Source organism: Sphaerisporangium corydalis, from assembly GCF_025506355.1.
Lineage (GTDB): Bacteria > Actinomycetota > Actinomycetes > Streptosporangiales > Streptosporangiaceae > Sphaerisporangium > Sphaerisporangium corydalis.
Genome location: NZ_JANZYP010000006.1, coordinates 109,348 through 124,288 on the forward strand (window position 1 = coordinate 109,348; position 14,941 = coordinate 124,288).

A 14,941-nucleotide genomic window follows, 5' to 3' on the forward strand; every position below is an offset into this window, starting at 1 on the left:
TTCAGCGGGTGGACGGGTCTTTTCTGGCGAGCCAGGTGAGTATGCCGGGCAGGGCGTCGATGGCCGCGAAATGGCCGGCGCTGTCCTGGATGACGGCATCCGCGCCGGGAATGTGGTCCGCGAGCCATTTCGTGTGGGTCACCGGGGAGAAGACGTCTTCCGCACCATGCCAGAGCCGGACCGGCACCTTGATGTCCGCAGGGTCGAATCCCCAGCTCGACCGGTAGGCCACCGAGTCGTCGATCCATCCCCAGGCCGATTCTCGCAGCGCCTCAGCATAACCATTCGTTAAGCTGTCACGAATGACCTTGTTGGCCACGATTCGCCGATCCGAATCCGGGAGTTCGTGAAAAAAACTCTGGATAAGGCGGCCCGGATCCCTACGGATGTTGGCGACGGCCGGCTTGAGATAATCGGCCAGCCGGTCCGCACCTGATTCGGCGGTCTGGTATTCCTCGATATTGTGCTTCGACATTCCCTCGTACCAGTCGAGCTTTTCGGCATCGGGTGGTGCCAGCGTCACCAGGGCCGCGGCACCGGTGACGCGCTGTGGCAGGAGGGCGGCACACGCCAGCGCGTGCGGCCCGCCGCCCGAGCGCCCGGCGACGGCGAATCGCTCGATGCCGAGAGCGTCGGCGATGGTTTCCACATCGGTCACGCCGTCGGCGACGGAACGGCCCTCGACACGACTGGACATGCCGTAACCGGGCCGGTCGAAGGAGATCAGGCGAATGGCGTGGTTGTAGAGGTATTGCCCTCTGGGCAGGGGGCCGACCCGGCAGCCAGGCGTGCCATGCAGGAAGAAGACCGGTCGGCCTGAGGGATGGCCCAACTCGGTGATGGCAAGCTCGCCCCCGCGCCGGTTCTCGCCCCCGCGCCGGTTGTCGATGAACCTCGGTGCATCGATCTGCGTAGCAGCGTTGCGATTAGGTTTTTTCGACATGTCGCGTGCCAGTGCGCTGCTTTTGGGCACCTCGCGTGCCGACGGATCGCTTGCCGCCAACACATTGCGCGTGACCAACACATCTCTCCCTGGCGTTACGGTGTCACTGCTGTCGTCTCAATACGCCGAGGGGTACTCCGGACACGGCCTGTAGATCCTGCCGCGAACTGAGCGCCTCGCGCTCTCTCGCGTGCAAGATCGTACTGGATGTCTGACAAAGCCCGCTCATGGGCCATGTGAGAGTCGAGCGCGGCACTTTTGAGACGAGTCAGAGACGCCTCCTCGAGCGATAAAGCGACATCCTCCAACCCTAACGCAAATCAACGAGGCGATCTCGGAGCTGACTGAAATCTGCCTCAAGCTGGGGGGCCCCCTTACGCCTTACTTGCTTTCCTCCACTTGGTCCGCGGCGTTCGGACAACGTTCCCATGCTGTGAAGTGCGATTCGGCCGGATCTACTTCACTGTTCCACGCCGAGCGATTGGGCGCGCGTATCTGGAGCGCCAGGCTCGTGTGTACCAGGTCTCTGGGGCGGCGCGTGAACGGTCCGCACCGCCGCGAGGCCGGTTCCGGGTCAGGAAGCGATGGTGGCGTGCATTTCCCAGACGAGGATTTCTGCTGGGGTGGTGGCGGTGACGCGGTGGCCGGAGGTGGAGGTGAAGCGGGCGGCGTCGCCTTGGGTCAGGGGGCCGGCGTCTTCCAGGGTGACGTCGCCCTGGGGGACGAAGAGGTGCAGGAAGGGGGCGTCGGGGAGTTGGACGCTGTCGCCGGTCTTGAGGCGGGCGACGTGGAGGGCCGCGTACTTGTTCTTGATGCGGATGGCGGACCGGCCGTCGTGCTGGGGCATTCCTGAGGCGACAGGGACGAGGCCGCCGCGCAGGAGTTCGTCGTCGATTTCGAGCTGTTCGTACCCAGGGGCGATGCCGGGCTCGTCGGGGACCACCCACATCTGGACGAAGTGCACGGGCTCGTTGTGGTCGGCGCCGCCGTCGAGGCGCCAGGAGTCGTTCTTCTCGGAGTGCAGGATGCCGGTGCCGGCGCTCATGCGCTGCGCCAGGCCGGGGTAGATGATCCCGGAGTGACCCTCGGAGTCCTGGTGGACCAGCGAGCCGCGCAGCACCCAGGTCACGATCTCCATGTCGCGGTGCGGGTGGGTCTCGAACCCGCTCCCGGGCGTGACGATGTCGTCGTTGTTGACCAGCAGGACGCCGTGGTGGGTGTTGCGGCGGTCCTGGTGGTGGCCGAACGAGAAGGAGTGCTTGGAGTCCAGCCAGTCGATCTTCGTGGCGAACCGTTCGCTCGCCCTGCGGATGTCGACGCCGGGCCGCTTGATCGTCGGGGTGCTCATGTCCTGCCCTTCGAGTTTTCCTACCCTGGCAAGGTGGTTGAAAGTTTAACAACATTGCGGGACGGGTGCCTCCCCGCAGCTCTCGGTCTACGCTCGGGCGTTATGACGGTGGAGAGTCGGGGTTCCTTGACGCATGAAGATCACTGCTCGGCGCTGGAGGCCGAGGTGGCCCTGTTCGCCGAGGTGGTGACGGACGTCGATCCGGCGACGGCGGTGCCCACGTGCCCGGGGTGGACCGTCGCCAAGCTGCTGAAGCACGTCGGCATCACCCAGCGGTGGGCCGAGCACATCGTGCGCCATCGCGTCGACCGTCCCATGACGACCCGCGAGGTGCCGGTCACGCTGCCGGAGGACGACAAGGGGTATCCGGCGTGGCTGGCGGCGGGCGGCAGGTCCCTGGTCGCCACGCTGAGGCAGGAGGGCGGCGACGTCCCGATGTGGTCGTGGGGCGCCGAGCAGCGCTCGGGGTTCTGGTCGCGGCGCATGTTCCACGAGTGCGTGATCCACCGCGCGGACGCCGAGCTGGCCCTCGGCCGGGTACCGGACATCGACGTCAGGAGCGCCTCGGACGGTGTCGACGAGCTGCTGAGCAACCTGGCGGCGGCGTCCTGGGTCTCCGGTGGGCTGAAGGAGCTGAAGGGCGACGGCGAGAGCCTGCACTTCCACGCCACCGACGTGGAGGCGGGTGGCGGGGGCGAGTGGATGGTGACCCTGGATCCGGACGGATTCTCCTGGGGGCACGGCCACGGCAAGGGTGACGTCGCCGTCCGGGGTGTCACGAGCGATCTTCTGCTGCTTCTTTACGGGCGCTACAAGCCCCTCGGCGACCGTTACGAGCTGTTCGGCGACAGGGACCTCCTCACCCGCTGGCTGAGCAGGACCTCCTTCTGAGATCTGGACTGGCGCTCACTTGGGAGAGCGGTGCTCTTGACGTGAGCGTGGTCGACCGTGTTCACTGATCTCGGCCGAGAGCGCTGCTCTCGGCCGATGTCGATGGGGATCGGTCGAGGAGGAAGCACGATGGAAACCATAGAGCTGGCGGACGGGCGCATCGCGTACGAGCTGGCGGGACCGGCGGAGGGACGCCTGGCCGTGCTCGTGCACGGGATGGGGGACGACCGCACGACCTTCCGGTTCCTGAGCCGGCGGCTGGCCGAGGCGGGGTACCGGGTCGCGGCGATGGACGTGCGCGGGTACGGCGAGTCGAGCACCGGATGGCCGGACCACGAGGTGGCGTCGATCGGGGCGGACGTGCTGGCCCTGGTCCGGCATCTCGGCGGTCCCGCGACCGTGGTCGCGCACTCCATCGGCTGCGCGTCGGCCGTCTGGGCGGCGGCCGAGGCGCCCGCCGAGGTCACGGAGCTGGTGCTCATCGGCTCGTTCTCGGGGGACACACCGGTCAAGGCCTGGATGAAGCTCGCCTCGCGGGCGGTGGGGCGCAGCGCCCTGCTGTGGGGCATGTTCCTGCGCTCGTCCTACCCGACCGCCAAGCCCGCCGACTTCGGCGCCTACCTGGCGGGGATCACGGCCGGCCTGCGCGAGCCCGGACGGCTCGCGGCGCTGCGCGCGCAGATCGAGGTCTCGCTGGGCGGGGTCGTGTCCCGCTACCCCGAGGTGACCTGCCCGGCCGTCGTGGTCATGGGCACCAAGGACGCGGACTTCCCCGACCCGGCGGCCGAGGCGGGGCTCATCGCGGGGAAGATGGCCTCGGCCACCACGAGGACCGTGCTGGTCGAGGGGGCCGGGCACTACCCCCACGCGGAGATGCCGGACGCGACCGCGACCGCGATCCTGGCCGCCCTGGCGAAAGGTCCCGCTTTCCAGGGGTGAGGGGGGAGACGATGGGCCCATGGATCCGGACCCGGGGAAGACGATGCGACCTACGGAACCTGAGACCGATCGCGGCGAGGGCCGGGCAGCGGCGAGGTCGCTGCTGGTGAAGGGCGAGGAGCCGTCCGAGGGGTTCATGGGTGTGGCCGAGGAGCTGCTCGCCGTGCGGTCGACGGCCGATCGTCCCGGTGACCTGCGCCGGGCGCTGGACCTGGTGCTGGACTTCGCCGGGCCCGGTTTCACGGTGGAGCGCTTCACCTCGGCGGGCAAGCCGAGCGCGCTGGTCTACCACGGAGCCCCACGCCCCCGCTTCCGGGTAATCCTGAACGCCCACCTCGACGTGGTGCTGGCGCCGCCCGAGCAGTTCCGGCCCCGCCGCGCGCCCGGCCGCCTGTACGCCAGGGGCGCCCAGGACATGAAGGTGTCCGCCCTGGTGGAGGCGCTGGTGTTCCGCGAGCTGGCGGCCCGGCTGCCGTACCCGATCGCGTTGCAGCTCGTCACCGACGAGGAGGTCGGCGGGCGGGACGGCACGCTGCACCAGATCGAGCGGGGCGTCACGGGCGACTTCGTGATCATCGGTGAGCAGAGCGGCCTGCGCCTCGTGACCGACTCCAAGGGGATGGTCACGGTGAACCTCAGGTCCGTCGGCCGCGGCGCGCACGGCGCCTATCCGTGGCTCGGCGACAACGCCCTGCTCAAGCTGCACCGCACCCTGGACGACATCCTGGCCCGCTACCCCGTCGCCACCGAGGAGGTCTGGCGCACCACCGTCAACGTGGCGCGCGTCGAGACGTTCGACGCGGCCCGTAACCAGGTGCCCGCGCTGGCGGAGGCGTGGCTGGACGTCCGCTACCCCCCGCAGGACGCGGACCTGAACGGCCGTACGGCCGAGGAGATCGCGGCGTACCTGGGGTCCTTCTGCGCGCCGGGGGTCACCCCCGTGGTCGAGCACGTCGACCCGCCCCACCACGCCGACCCCGGACGGCCCGAGGTGCTGGGGCTCCAGCGCGCGGCGCGGAACCAGGGGTACGACGGCGGCTTCCTGCGCAAGCACGGCGCGGCCGACGGGCGCTTCTACTACCAGCGGGGGATCGACGCCGTCATCTTCGGTGTCGGCGGGGACGGTCAGCACGGCCCCGATGAGTACGTCGACACCGCCACGATCACCCCGTACTACCTGGCCCTCACGGAGTTCCTGCTGGCCCTGTCCTCGCCGTGACGAGAGGGGCCGAGGGGTCGGCCAGGTGGCAGGGGGTGATCTCAGGGGGTCTCGGGTGAGTGGATGAGGTGCTGCCAGCCGGGTCCGAGGGCGTCTACGTACGCGGCGCGCTCATGGGCCAGCTCGGCCCAGCTCTCCGGCCGTTCCGCCACCGCCAGGCAGTCGCTGCCGTGCAGGCCCCACACCTCGGCCTCCACCCAGCACAGCCGCCGGTACTTGCGCGGGGACACGACCTGGGAGCCGAAGTCCCACCCCACCGCCGAGACGGGTTTGCCGGAGAACTGCCGCGCGGCCCGTTCGACGTACGCCCGCCGGGTGATCGTCTCCGGGTGCAGGAAGGACAGGTCGAACCCGTTGAGGCCGAGGCCGAAGGCGGCCAGCCCGTACAGGAACGTCGGCCGGACGCCGTGGCGCGCGCAGAAGGCGGCGATGCGCTCGGCCCCGCCCAGCGTGCCGGCGTACGACAGGACGTACAGCCGTTCCAGCGCGTGCGTGCGCAGGTACCGGCCGACGGCGGCGATGATCGTCTCCCCTGACGCGACGGTGTCCCCGATCAGCAGGGTCCCCGCCGGCGCCTCGAGCTGGGAGTACGCGACCTCGACGCGGGCAGAGGCCGGGGACACGGCGACGCGTGAGGTGGCGATCAGGTTCAGCGGCAGGTTCTGCCCGTTCTCCAGGGCGGCGGCTTCGCCGAGCTGATACACCAGCCCCTTGCTGAGGATCATCAGTTCGGCGGTGTCGCCGGTGCGGCACTCGTCGGTCAGGTGGCCGATGAAGTGCCGGCTCGACTCCAGGCACGCCCGCCGGAAGCCGGTCCCGACGAGGTTCCTGTCGAAGAGCATCCGTTCCAGGGCCCTGTTGCGCACCACGTACAGCCGGGACGAGCCCGTGCCGGGTCCGATCAGCTCGGCGGTGCTGCCTTCCGTTTCGAGGATCACATGGTCCTCCTTGTCCGGTCATCCGGGATTCGGTCGAGGTCCGATCCCCCGGGGATCCGGTCGGGGTCCGGTCATCCGGGGATCCGGTCGAGCCGCCGCAACGCCGCGAGCATGGGGAGGTCGGCGCCGAGGACGTTGTCGCGGTACTCGTCGATGGCCGGCCCGAGCCAGCCGGGCACGTGCCGCGCGCGGGGCGGGGGACCGGCGTCCACGATGCGTGCCAGCGCCTCGCCGGCGGCGAGGAAGTCGTCGACGACGGCGGCGGCCAGCGCCGCGACGTGCGGGTGGACGTAGTCGTGGACCGTGACGCCGCGGTATTCGAGCCGGTCGGCCCGGTATTTGGTGTTCGGCGGCGCCACGACGAGCACCGGCGTGCCGAACGTGCCCGCGGCGGCCATCTCGACGCCGATGCCGAGGCCGCGCCGCTCGCGCGCGTCCACGATGACCGCTGTCGCGACCATGACCTGGTACATGTCCCGACCAAACTGCCCGAGGGTGTTACGGGGATCGGTGATGGGGTCGTCGGGGTTGAGGAAGACGACCTCGTGGGGGGCGGTTCCCTTGGCGACCTCCCTTCGCTCCACGTCGGACCAGGTGAGCTTCCCGGCGTCGGAAGCGCCTTTCGCGATCGATCCGGAGCAGTACACAGAAAGCTTCATGGACGTTCCCTCGCCGTGGTCGTTCCGCCCGCGGCGGGCCACGCGCGGGAGACCGGGAACGGCTAGCCGGGCATCCGAGCCAGGTGGTCCGCGACGATCGCCACGTTGGACAGCGCATCCCCACATGTGGCGGCGGGACCGAAATGTCGTGACCTACCGGCACTGATGATCGCGAGCCTGAACGCGTTCGCCGAGCCGTTCCCGAACAGCATCGACGTAATCATGCCGAACTCAGGGCTGGATCTCAGAAGAACGAGCTCCTTCCAACTGGCCCCACGGTGGACGAAATGGTCGACCCGCAGCCATTGGAGCGCGAGGTCGAGGCGGCGTGACGACAGGATCCGTCCCCTCATGTCCCGCCCGGCCGTGCCCAGCTCGCAGGAGAGCGGGCCGATCGGCAGGTCGGTGAGTAGCGAGGTGTCCAGGTCACGCACGTAACAGCGCAGGTAGGCGGCGGACAGGAAGAGCCCGAGCAGGCTGCCGGCGTCGCCGGGCAGCGGGCCGGGCAACGTGCGCTCGACGAACCGCCGGACGAACGCCTGGCCCTGCAGCCGCTCGGGCGACTTGGCCATGGCCCGCTCCACCCGCCCGTACGGCCGGTGGAACGCCCGCACGACCGAATGGACGACGCCGGAGAGATCGCCTTCCGGGGTGAGGGCCCGCGCCCACATTTCCGCGATTCCGATCGAGACCGGCTTACCGAAGTGCGGATACCACACCAGATCGGGAAAGGCATGGACCCGATGCGCACCCGAATAGGGATTCCGCTCGTCCTGGCGGTACTCCAGGGCTTTCTTTTCCTGGTACGCCGTCAGCTCCGGGGTGGCCGAGGTGTGGCGCACGAGACCGTCGTGGACCAGCGGCGCGATACGTGCGAGGAATTCGTCGAACCACGGCAGCTCGAAAATGTAGGACGAGGGGAAAATCAGGTAGGCGTCGGTCAGGAGAACGGCCAGCCGGGTGGCGCTCAGCGCCTGCGTCATGATCTGACCGGCGTCGTCGCGGGTGGCGTCCATTCCGTGGCAGGCGAGGATCTCCGGGTTGACGTACTGGATGAAAAGGGACCGCTCGCGGCGGTAGACGTCCGTGCCCTCCGGCGGGGCGGCGGGGCGTTCCATCCGCACGTTGACGTGCAGGTCGCGCGCCGCCGTGAAGGCGTCCCGCCGCGCGACGATCCGCTGGCCGGGCCACTCGTTCGTCTCGCCCGGCCGCTCGGGGCGCGAGGGAACCGGCTCCTCGCGTGCCGTGACGGGCCGGCCGGGGTCCTCCCTGGGTGCGCGCTCAGAGGTCATCGTCGTCCAGGCGCCGGAGGCACTCCTCGTCGTCCACGCGCGAAGGGCCGTTGTCGCGCAGCGTCCTGAGCACGCACTGGTCGCGGCCGGCGGTGTAGGCGTCGCGCCCCGCGGTGATCTGCTGGACGACCGTGGTGGTGTCCTGCGGGGCGGGCTGCCGCAGGTCGTGCACGAATCCGCGCAGCTCGGGGGCCGCTTCGCCGTGCTGGGCGAGGAAGGCCGCCAGGAAGGCGGCCCAGCGCTGCCGCTCCTCGTCCGCCGCCGGTTCCAGGGATCCGGCCGGTGACCGCAGGCGTTGCTCGGTCGCGCCGAGCTCGCGTTCCAGGTCGGCCTCGTCGACCTCGCCATGGCGGCTGAAGATCGAGGCGAAGCGTGCTTTGGCGGCTTCCCAGCCGTCTCGGGTCATGGCCTGGACCAGGGCGGTTCCCGCGGCGGCGGCGAGACTGACCAGGGCGGGGTCCATCGCGATACTCCTTCGGCTGCGATGCGTTCCCCACTGGACGGCTGATTGTCAGGCTAGTATGCCGCGCGTCGTGATGCTTTTCCAGGCCTTGCCGGACGGTATTCGCCGCGTTTCTTGATCTGCCGGCCGGAGCGGGGTTAGGGATGGCCGATAAGCAATTCCGCTAACGGGTCGGGCGTTATACCGCGCTAAATGGCCGCCAATCTCCCAGGTAGGCGGCGCGGGTTTGACCGGCGGCCTGCTCGCGGGTGAGCTGGGGCCGGTTCTCCGGCACCGGGATCGCGGCCCCCGGGCCGATATTCCGGTATTCGGCGAATCGCGCGTCCTGCCAGTGGTAGCCGGAGCTCATGTCCACGTACGGCGTGGTGGCGTCGACGCTCGGGCCGATCCAGGTCTCCCGCACGGTCAGCATCGGGACGGCGGTCAGGTCGCTGCTCGGCCGCCAGGGACGCGCCAGCCCGTACGTGCCGTCGGGGGACCCGCTGGTGATGGCGCACCGGACCGCCAGGTAGCCGTGCGGGTTGGCGACGGCCGTGCTGGGCGCGAAGACGTACCCGTACGGCGTGAACGTCACATCGCGCGGCAGTGTGCGCAGCTCGCACCGCTCGAAGACGGCGGTCGCCCGGCCGAAGACGAAGTCGACGTCGCCCTCGATGTGGCAGTCGCGGTAGTACTGCCGGGCGAAGACGTCCAGGGAGAGGGTGTCGGCGTACAGCGTGTCCTGGTGGCCGAGGAAGCGGCAGCGCTCGAAGTACGACCTGTCGCCCATGACCTTCACGGCGACCGCCTGGGTCGCGGTGATCTCCGGATGGGCGGCGCGCAGCCAGTCGTTGGCGAAGGTCACGTGCAGCGCCGTGAAACGTTCGGCCTGGATCGTGGTCGTGGCGCTGCCGCTGGTGCCGTACGTGCCGCCGGTGGGCTTGGGCGTGCCGGAGGCGTTGTCGTAGACGATCACGACGTCCTCGGCTCGGGCGGTGGCGCCGACGAGCGTCAGGCCGGCCTTGGCGGCCGGGATCAGGACCGTCTCCCGGTAGGTGCCGGCGGCGATCACCAGGATCCAGCCCCGCTCGGGGAGGTCGGGCGTCGCGCTCACGGCCGCCTGGACCGTGACGTGGTCGCCCCGCCCCTGGGCGTCGACGTACAGGGTGCGCTCGTTCAGCCGGCGGGACGGCGACCCGTACGGACCGAACGGCCGCGGCCCGTACGGCGCTCCCGCCGTGCTCGCGGCGGCTCCGGCGGCGGGGGCGAGCGCGAGACCGAGGAGCGCGCCCGCGCCTCCGACCAGCAGCCGGCGCCGTCGGGGTGAGGGGACCAGGGGCGACATGGCTTCTCCTAGTTCACATATATGAACGTCTTCCATGTATAGGAACACTTGGAAACTAGGTAGCCACGGCGGCGGTGTCAATAGCGGTAATATCCCGCGATTGTCGGGCCATACGATGATCGGGGAATCGGTATGTTCACTCGCAGGGATTCGCTGCGGCTGCTCACGGGCGCCCTCACGGTAGGAGCCACGTCGATGGGTGCGTTTCCAGCGGGCGCGGCGAGCGCCGCGGGCCGCGTGTGGCGGGCCAACGGCGCCACCGCCACCGGGCTGGCGTCGTTCGACACCACCATGAAGACGTTCATGCAGGCGCGCACCATCCCGCACGCCTCGCTCGCCGTCGTGCGCAAGGGCAAGCTGGTGCTGGCCCGCGGCTACAGCTGGACGGCGGACACCGCGTACACCGCGCAGCCCACCTCGCTCTTCCGCCTCGCCAGCCTGAGCAAGCCGGTGACGGCCACGGCGATCATGAAGCTCGTCCAGGACGGGAAGCTGAGCCTGTCGGCCAAGGTCGCGCCGCTGCTCGGCCTCAGCACCGCCGCCGACGCCCGGCTCGGCGACGTCACCGTGCAACACCTGCTGTGGCACGTGGGCGGCTGGGACAGTTCGGTCACCCCCGACCCGATGTTCGCCGACCGCGCCGTCTCGGCGGAGTCCGGGCTGCCGCTGCCGGTGAGCCAGTCCCAGATCATCACGTACGTGACGCGGCGCCGGCTCGACTTCGCCCCCGGAACGAAGTACGCGTACTCGAACTTCGGCTACCTGCTGCTCGGGCGGATCGTCAGCAAGGTCAGCGGCCTGTCGTACGGCGAGTACGTGCGGCAGAAGGTGCTCGCCCCGGTCAAGATCGGGCGGATGGCGCTCGGCCGGTCCGCGAAGAGCCTCGGCCGGCCCGGGGAGGCGCCGTACTTCTCCGGCGGCACCGGGAAGACGGTGCTCGACACCACCGGCACCGTTGTCCCCTCGCCCTACGGCGCCTTCAACCTGGAGAACATGGACGCGCACGGCGGCTGGCTCGCCTCGGCCGTCGACCTGGCGAGGTTCAGCACCATCTACGACGGCGCGGGGGTGCTGACCGCCGCGTCCATCTCCAAGGTGTTCGCCAAGCCGCCGCTCGGTGTGAACGCCGACGGCTGGTACTACGGCCTGGGCTGGATGGTGCGCCCGGTCACCGGCGGGCGGAACACCTGGCACAACGGGTCACTGCCCGGCACCTCCACGCTCATGGTCCGCAGGTTCGACGGGCTGAACTGGGTGGTGCTGCTGGACCAGCGCGACGACCCGTCGGGGCTCGGCTACGGCGACATCGACGGGGCGCTCCACAAGGCGGCGGACGCCGTCACCACCTGGCCGACCACCGACCGCTTCCCCACCTACGGCCTCTGACGCCGCCTTCGGAACTTCTGAGGGCGCCTGCGAACTCTGACGGGGGTTACGGACTCTGGCGGCGGCGTGTGGCGAGCACGGTCACACCGACCACCACGGCGGTCACGGCCAGCACCGCCGCCAGCAACCACGGCGACGACGCGCGCGCGAGCCCCACCATCGCGTTGATCAGCGGGACCGCGACCACCAGCCCGGTCGCCGCCAGCATGACGCCGTCGCCGCCTGGGCGGCGACGGCCGCGCCGGACCGGACCTCGTCGGACCATCGGGAACCTCCTAGGGATGAGGCGACCACACCGAAGAGTCTGAACCCGAGGACCGACAAAAATCGGTGCCCGCCCCTGGCCTGCGGTTACTGGGTCCCGGCGGTGCGCAGGGCGTGGAACTGGCCGAGCAGCTCCCGGTCCCCGGACAGGCGGACGGTCTCGTCGCCGGCGCGGTTGTACAGCCACAGCAACAGGGGCGTGGCCTCACCGCTCACCAGGGCGTCGCCGCCGAAGCCCGTCGCGGCGTCGCTCACCTCGACCCCGGCCTTGGTGGCCGTGAGCGTCCACGCGTGGTGGCTGGTGGAGACCGAGACGGGGCGCTCGTCCGGGGAGTCGAGCAGCGGGCCGAAGTCGTCGGCCCACTGGGTGCTGCCGTAGCCGACGAAGAGCTTGAGCATCTCGTCGATGCCGTCGATCGCGATGTCGGCGGGGATCGCGGACACCGGGAGGCCCGCGGCGAGCTGCGCGTCCACGCGGTGGATGACGGTCTCGTGGGCCATGCGGCGGATCCAGAACCCGACGGTCTGGTCGGGCTCGTGCCAGGTGTACGCGTGGTCGCCGGGGGAGTGCGCCGCGAACGTCGCGGTCAGCCGGGCGTAGGTGTCGGCCAGGGCGGTGACCGGGTCGGAGTCGAGCTTCTCCGACGGCCACGGGTCGGGGGCCACCCCGCGCCGGATCGACTCGGTCTTGTGCAGGTAGACATAGGCGACATGCTCGGCCAGGTCCCCGACCGTCCACTCAGGACAGGACGGCACGGTCGCGGCGGGATCGGTGGCGGCGACGGCGTCCCGCAACAGCGCGAACTCATCGGCAAGGCAGCCCAGAAGGCGAGAGGTATTCATCCGGCCATCGAACCAGCCCTCGCCGACGTATTCACCTGGGTTTTCCAGCCCCACGGCACCGGCTCCGACGGTCCCACCCCAACGGAGGGCCCGCCCCCGACCGAACCCCGCCTCCCGGCGGCGGCGTCGTCGTTCAGGGTTGGGCGGACTCCTGGCGTGCCAGGTACTCCGCCGCGACCCCTTTGGGGACGGCCATGCGCCACGAGTCGACGACCAGCTCGCGCATCTCGGCCTCGTCGATCGCGGCCAGCCGTACCCGGACCCAGTTGTACCGCTCGTCCGACGGGATCGGCATCAGGAACTTCTCCGGCTCGGACGCGACCAGCGCCGCCCGCTCCTCCTTCGGATACCCGAACCCCATCAGCGTCTCGTCCGGCGAGAAGGCGAGGAACACGATGCTGCGCACCCGGAACTTCACCCGGTCGCGAATCAGCTTCTCCTCGGCCCGCGGCAACGTCCGCGCCAGCCGCCGCACATCGTCAACGGTGACCATCAGCCCACCCCACCGCGAGAACCACATCCAACCGAACACCAACCGGCCCCGCGCCGGCCACCCGAAGAACCATCACCCGCCGCATGCTAACCACCCCCACCGACATTCCCGCCGGGCGGAAGCGCTCAGGCGGCCGGTTCGGTCGCCGCGTGCATCTGGTGATCGAACCTCACGGTCCGCTCTGGAACACGCTGTCGCCCCGGAGGGTGGGGTGGGTGGTGCGGGTGAGGAGGAGGGCCACGTCGTCGTATTGCTTGGGGAGGGCGCTGATGATGGCGTCGCAGGTGGATTCCAGGGTGCCGTGGGGGGAGCCGAGGGCTTCCTGGAGGGTGGCGATGCCGGTGTCGATGTCTTGTTCGCGGCTTTCGACGAGGCCGTCGGTGTAGAGGGCGAGGGTGCTGCCGACCGGGAACGTGACCTCGGTGGTGGTGAAGGCGCCGGAGAACGTGGGGTCGCCGAGGCCGAGGGCCAGTCCCGAGGGCAGGGACAGGACCGAGGCGGTGCCGTCGGGGTAGACCAGGATGGGCGGCGGATGGCCGGCGCGGGCGACGGCGCAGGTGCGGGTGTCGAGGTCGATGGTGGCGTACAGGCAGGTGGCGCACTGGATGGAGTCCATGTCCTCGGCCATCAGGTCGAGCCGCCGCAGCACCTGGTCGGGCGGCAGGTCGAACCCGGCGAGGGCCCGCACGGCCGCGCGGAGCTGGCCCATCGCCCCGGCGGCCACCGGGCCGTGCCCCATGGCGTCCCCGATGACCACCGTGATGCGCGTCTCCGACAGCGGGATCACGTCGTACCAGTCGCCGCCGACCGTCATCGCGCTGGCGGGGAGGTAGCGGTGGGCCACCTCCAGGCCGGGCGGGACGGTGAGCGTGCGCGGGGCCAGGTCGTGCTGGATGGCCTGGGCGGTGCGGCGCTCCCGGCAGTACAGCCGGGCGTTGTCGATGCAGATGCCCGCCCGGGTGGCGAGGTCCTCGGCCAGGGTCTTGTCGTGCTCGTCGAAGCACGGCCGGTCGGGGCCTCGGCTGAAGGCGATGAAGCCCAGCACCATGCCCCGGGCGGTCAGCGGGGTGGCGAGGAAGGAGGACTTCTCCAGGAAGTCGACGGCGGACCCGCCCATCACCCCCGTGATCTTGTCGAGGTCCTTGATCTCCATCTCGGCGGCGGTGTAGGCGATCGAGGTGTCGCCGGCCATGCACCGGTTCGCCGGGTGCCGCCCGCCGTACAGGACGATCTCGTTGGCGGGGAAGGCCGTGCGCCACGCGCGCTCGCTGGTGTGCCGCGCGCCGAGGCTGAGCGCGAGCCGCCGGACCATGATCGACCCGTCGGCGGTCAGGTCGGGGTACTCCTCGTCCCTCATCAGGCCCTCGACCACGTACAGGCCGGCCGTGTCGGCGAAGCGCGGCACGGCGACGTCCATGAAGTCCTCGGCGGCCTGCGCGGGGTCGAGCGTGGCGCCGACGCGGGCGCTGAGCTCGTTCAGCATGGCGAAGCGCTCGCACGGGGAGGCGTCCTCCGCCTCGGGCAGGTAGGTGTCCATGGCGGTCACCATCACCGCGCCCCACGAGCCCGGCCTGGTCAGCGGCTCCAGGTTGAACGCCACGTCGTGGATCCGGCCGTCGGCGCACTCGGCGGAGAGCACCTCGCTCCACCGCGAGCCGGCGGCCACCTCGGCCAGGGCGCGCCTGACCGTCTCGCGGCGGGTGCCGCGCAGCAGCAGGTCGCAGATGTCGCGGCCCATGGCCCGTTCGGGCGGGCGGCCGAACAGCCGCATGGCGCCACCTCCCCAATGGGTGACGCACCCGTCACGGTCGAGCACCAGGGCGGCGTACTCCGCCAGGTGCGCCGTGCCCGGGTGTGAACGGCAGGTGCCGTCCGACGGTGACCCTGATCTCGCCGCACGCGCCACCAGACCCCCTGGGAAGAGATGCGACATCGTGTC

The 14,941-nt window shown here is 70.3% G+C and carries 15 protein-coding genes; 4 read left to right on the forward strand and 11 right to left on the reverse strand.

Features of this window, described 5'->3' with window-relative positions; genetic code table 11:
* Nucleotide 1: 1 nt before the first annotated feature.
* Together NYZ98_RS06615 and NYZ98_RS06620 are read right to left on the reverse strand one after the other, a co-directional pair.
* Nucleotides 2-1,021: an alpha/beta fold hydrolase gene (locus tag NYZ98_RS06615; RefSeq protein WP_262841646.1), complete on the reverse strand. Its 1,020-nt coding sequence runs from the start codon at nt 1,019-1,021 to the stop codon at nt 2-4.
* A gap of 496 nt (nt 1,022-1,517) precedes the next feature.
* Nucleotides 1,518-2,291: a pirin family protein gene (locus tag NYZ98_RS06620; protein WP_262841647.1), complete on the reverse strand. Its 774-nt coding sequence runs from the start codon at nt 2,289-2,291 to the stop codon at nt 1,518-1,520.
* A gap of 126 nt (nt 2,292-2,417) precedes the next feature.
* On the opposite strand from NYZ98_RS06620, the gene NYZ98_RS06625 reads away from it, so the two are divergent.
* From NYZ98_RS06625 to NYZ98_RS06635, 3 genes are all read left to right on the forward strand, one after another.
* Complete coding sequence (locus NYZ98_RS06625) at nt 2,418-3,182, forward strand: maleylpyruvate isomerase family mycothiol-dependent enzyme (protein ID WP_262841648.1); 765 nt, start codon at nt 2,418-2,420, stop codon at nt 3,180-3,182.
* A 129-nt stretch (nt 3,183-3,311) separates the two neighbouring features.
* On the forward strand, nt 3,312-4,121 hold the full coding sequence (locus tag NYZ98_RS06630; protein WP_262841649.1) for an alpha/beta fold hydrolase: 810 nt from the start codon (nt 3,312-3,314) through the stop codon (nt 4,119-4,121).
* A gap of 19 nt (nt 4,122-4,140) precedes the next feature.
* Nucleotides 4,141-5,340 (forward strand): M20 family metallopeptidase, encoded by a 1,200-nt coding sequence (locus NYZ98_RS06635; RefSeq protein ID WP_262841650.1) that lies wholly within the window; start codon nt 4,141-4,143, stop codon nt 5,338-5,340.
* A 41-nt stretch (nt 5,341-5,381) separates the two neighbouring features.
* Here the strand turns inward: NYZ98_RS06635 and NYZ98_RS41350 are convergent, their stop codons facing one another.
* The 5 genes from NYZ98_RS41350 to NYZ98_RS06660 form a co-directional block, all read right to left on the reverse strand.
* On the reverse strand, nt 5,382-6,278 hold the full coding sequence (locus NYZ98_RS41350; RefSeq protein ID WP_316249535.1) for a hypothetical protein: 897 nt from the start codon (nt 6,276-6,278) through the stop codon (nt 5,382-5,384).
* Nucleotides 6,279-6,349: 71 nt separating this feature from the next.
* On the reverse strand, nt 6,350-6,937 hold the full coding sequence (locus NYZ98_RS06645; RefSeq protein WP_262841651.1) for a hypothetical protein: 588 nt from the start codon (nt 6,935-6,937) through the stop codon (nt 6,350-6,352).
* Nucleotides 6,938-6,999: 62 nt separating this feature from the next.
* Nucleotides 7,000-8,229 carry a hypothetical protein gene (locus NYZ98_RS06650; RefSeq protein WP_262841652.1) on the reverse strand — a complete coding sequence of 410 codons (1,230 nt, stop codon included), beginning with the start codon at nt 8,227-8,229 and terminating at the stop codon, nt 7,000-7,002.
* Nucleotides 8,219-8,692, reverse strand: a complete 474-nt coding sequence (locus tag NYZ98_RS06655; protein WP_262841653.1) for a hypothetical protein — start codon at nt 8,690-8,692, stop codon at nt 8,219-8,221. The genes NYZ98_RS06650 and NYZ98_RS06655 overlap by 11 nt, the downstream gene beginning before the upstream one ends.
* 178 nt (nt 8,693-8,870) lie before the next feature.
* A complete protein-coding gene (locus NYZ98_RS06660) occupies nt 8,871-10,016 on the reverse strand; it encodes a pectinesterase family protein (RefSeq protein ID WP_262841654.1) in 1,146 nt (381 codons plus the stop codon).
* Between the two features lie 195 nt (nt 10,017-10,211).
* On the opposite strand from NYZ98_RS06660, the gene NYZ98_RS06665 reads away from it, so the two are divergent.
* Nucleotides 10,212-11,402: a serine hydrolase domain-containing protein gene (locus tag NYZ98_RS06665; RefSeq protein WP_262841655.1), complete on the forward strand. Its 1,191-nt coding sequence runs from the start codon at nt 10,212-10,214 to the stop codon at nt 11,400-11,402.
* Between the two features lie 46 nt (nt 11,403-11,448).
* On the opposite strand, the gene NYZ98_RS06670 is transcribed toward NYZ98_RS06665, so the two are convergent.
* From NYZ98_RS06670 to NYZ98_RS06685, 4 genes are all read right to left on the reverse strand, one after another.
* Nucleotides 11,449-11,667, reverse strand: coding sequence for a hypothetical protein (locus NYZ98_RS06670; RefSeq protein WP_262841656.1), 219 nt, complete (start codon nt 11,665-11,667; stop codon nt 11,449-11,451).
* An 86-nt stretch (nt 11,668-11,753) separates the two neighbouring features.
* Entirely contained in the window at nt 11,754-12,509 is a 756-nt protein-coding gene (locus tag NYZ98_RS06675) for a maleylpyruvate isomerase family mycothiol-dependent enzyme (RefSeq protein WP_262841657.1), read from the reverse strand.
* 133 nt (nt 12,510-12,642) lie between these two features.
* Nucleotides 12,643-13,002, reverse strand: coding sequence for an MmcQ/YjbR family DNA-binding protein (locus NYZ98_RS06680; RefSeq protein WP_262841658.1), 360 nt, complete (start codon nt 13,000-13,002; stop codon nt 12,643-12,645).
* A 169-nt stretch (nt 13,003-13,171) separates the two neighbouring features.
* Entirely contained in the window at nt 13,172-14,935 is a 1,764-nt protein-coding gene (locus tag NYZ98_RS06685; protein WP_262841659.1) for a SpoIIE family protein phosphatase, read from the reverse strand.
* Nucleotides 14,936-14,941 lie beyond the last annotated feature (6 nt).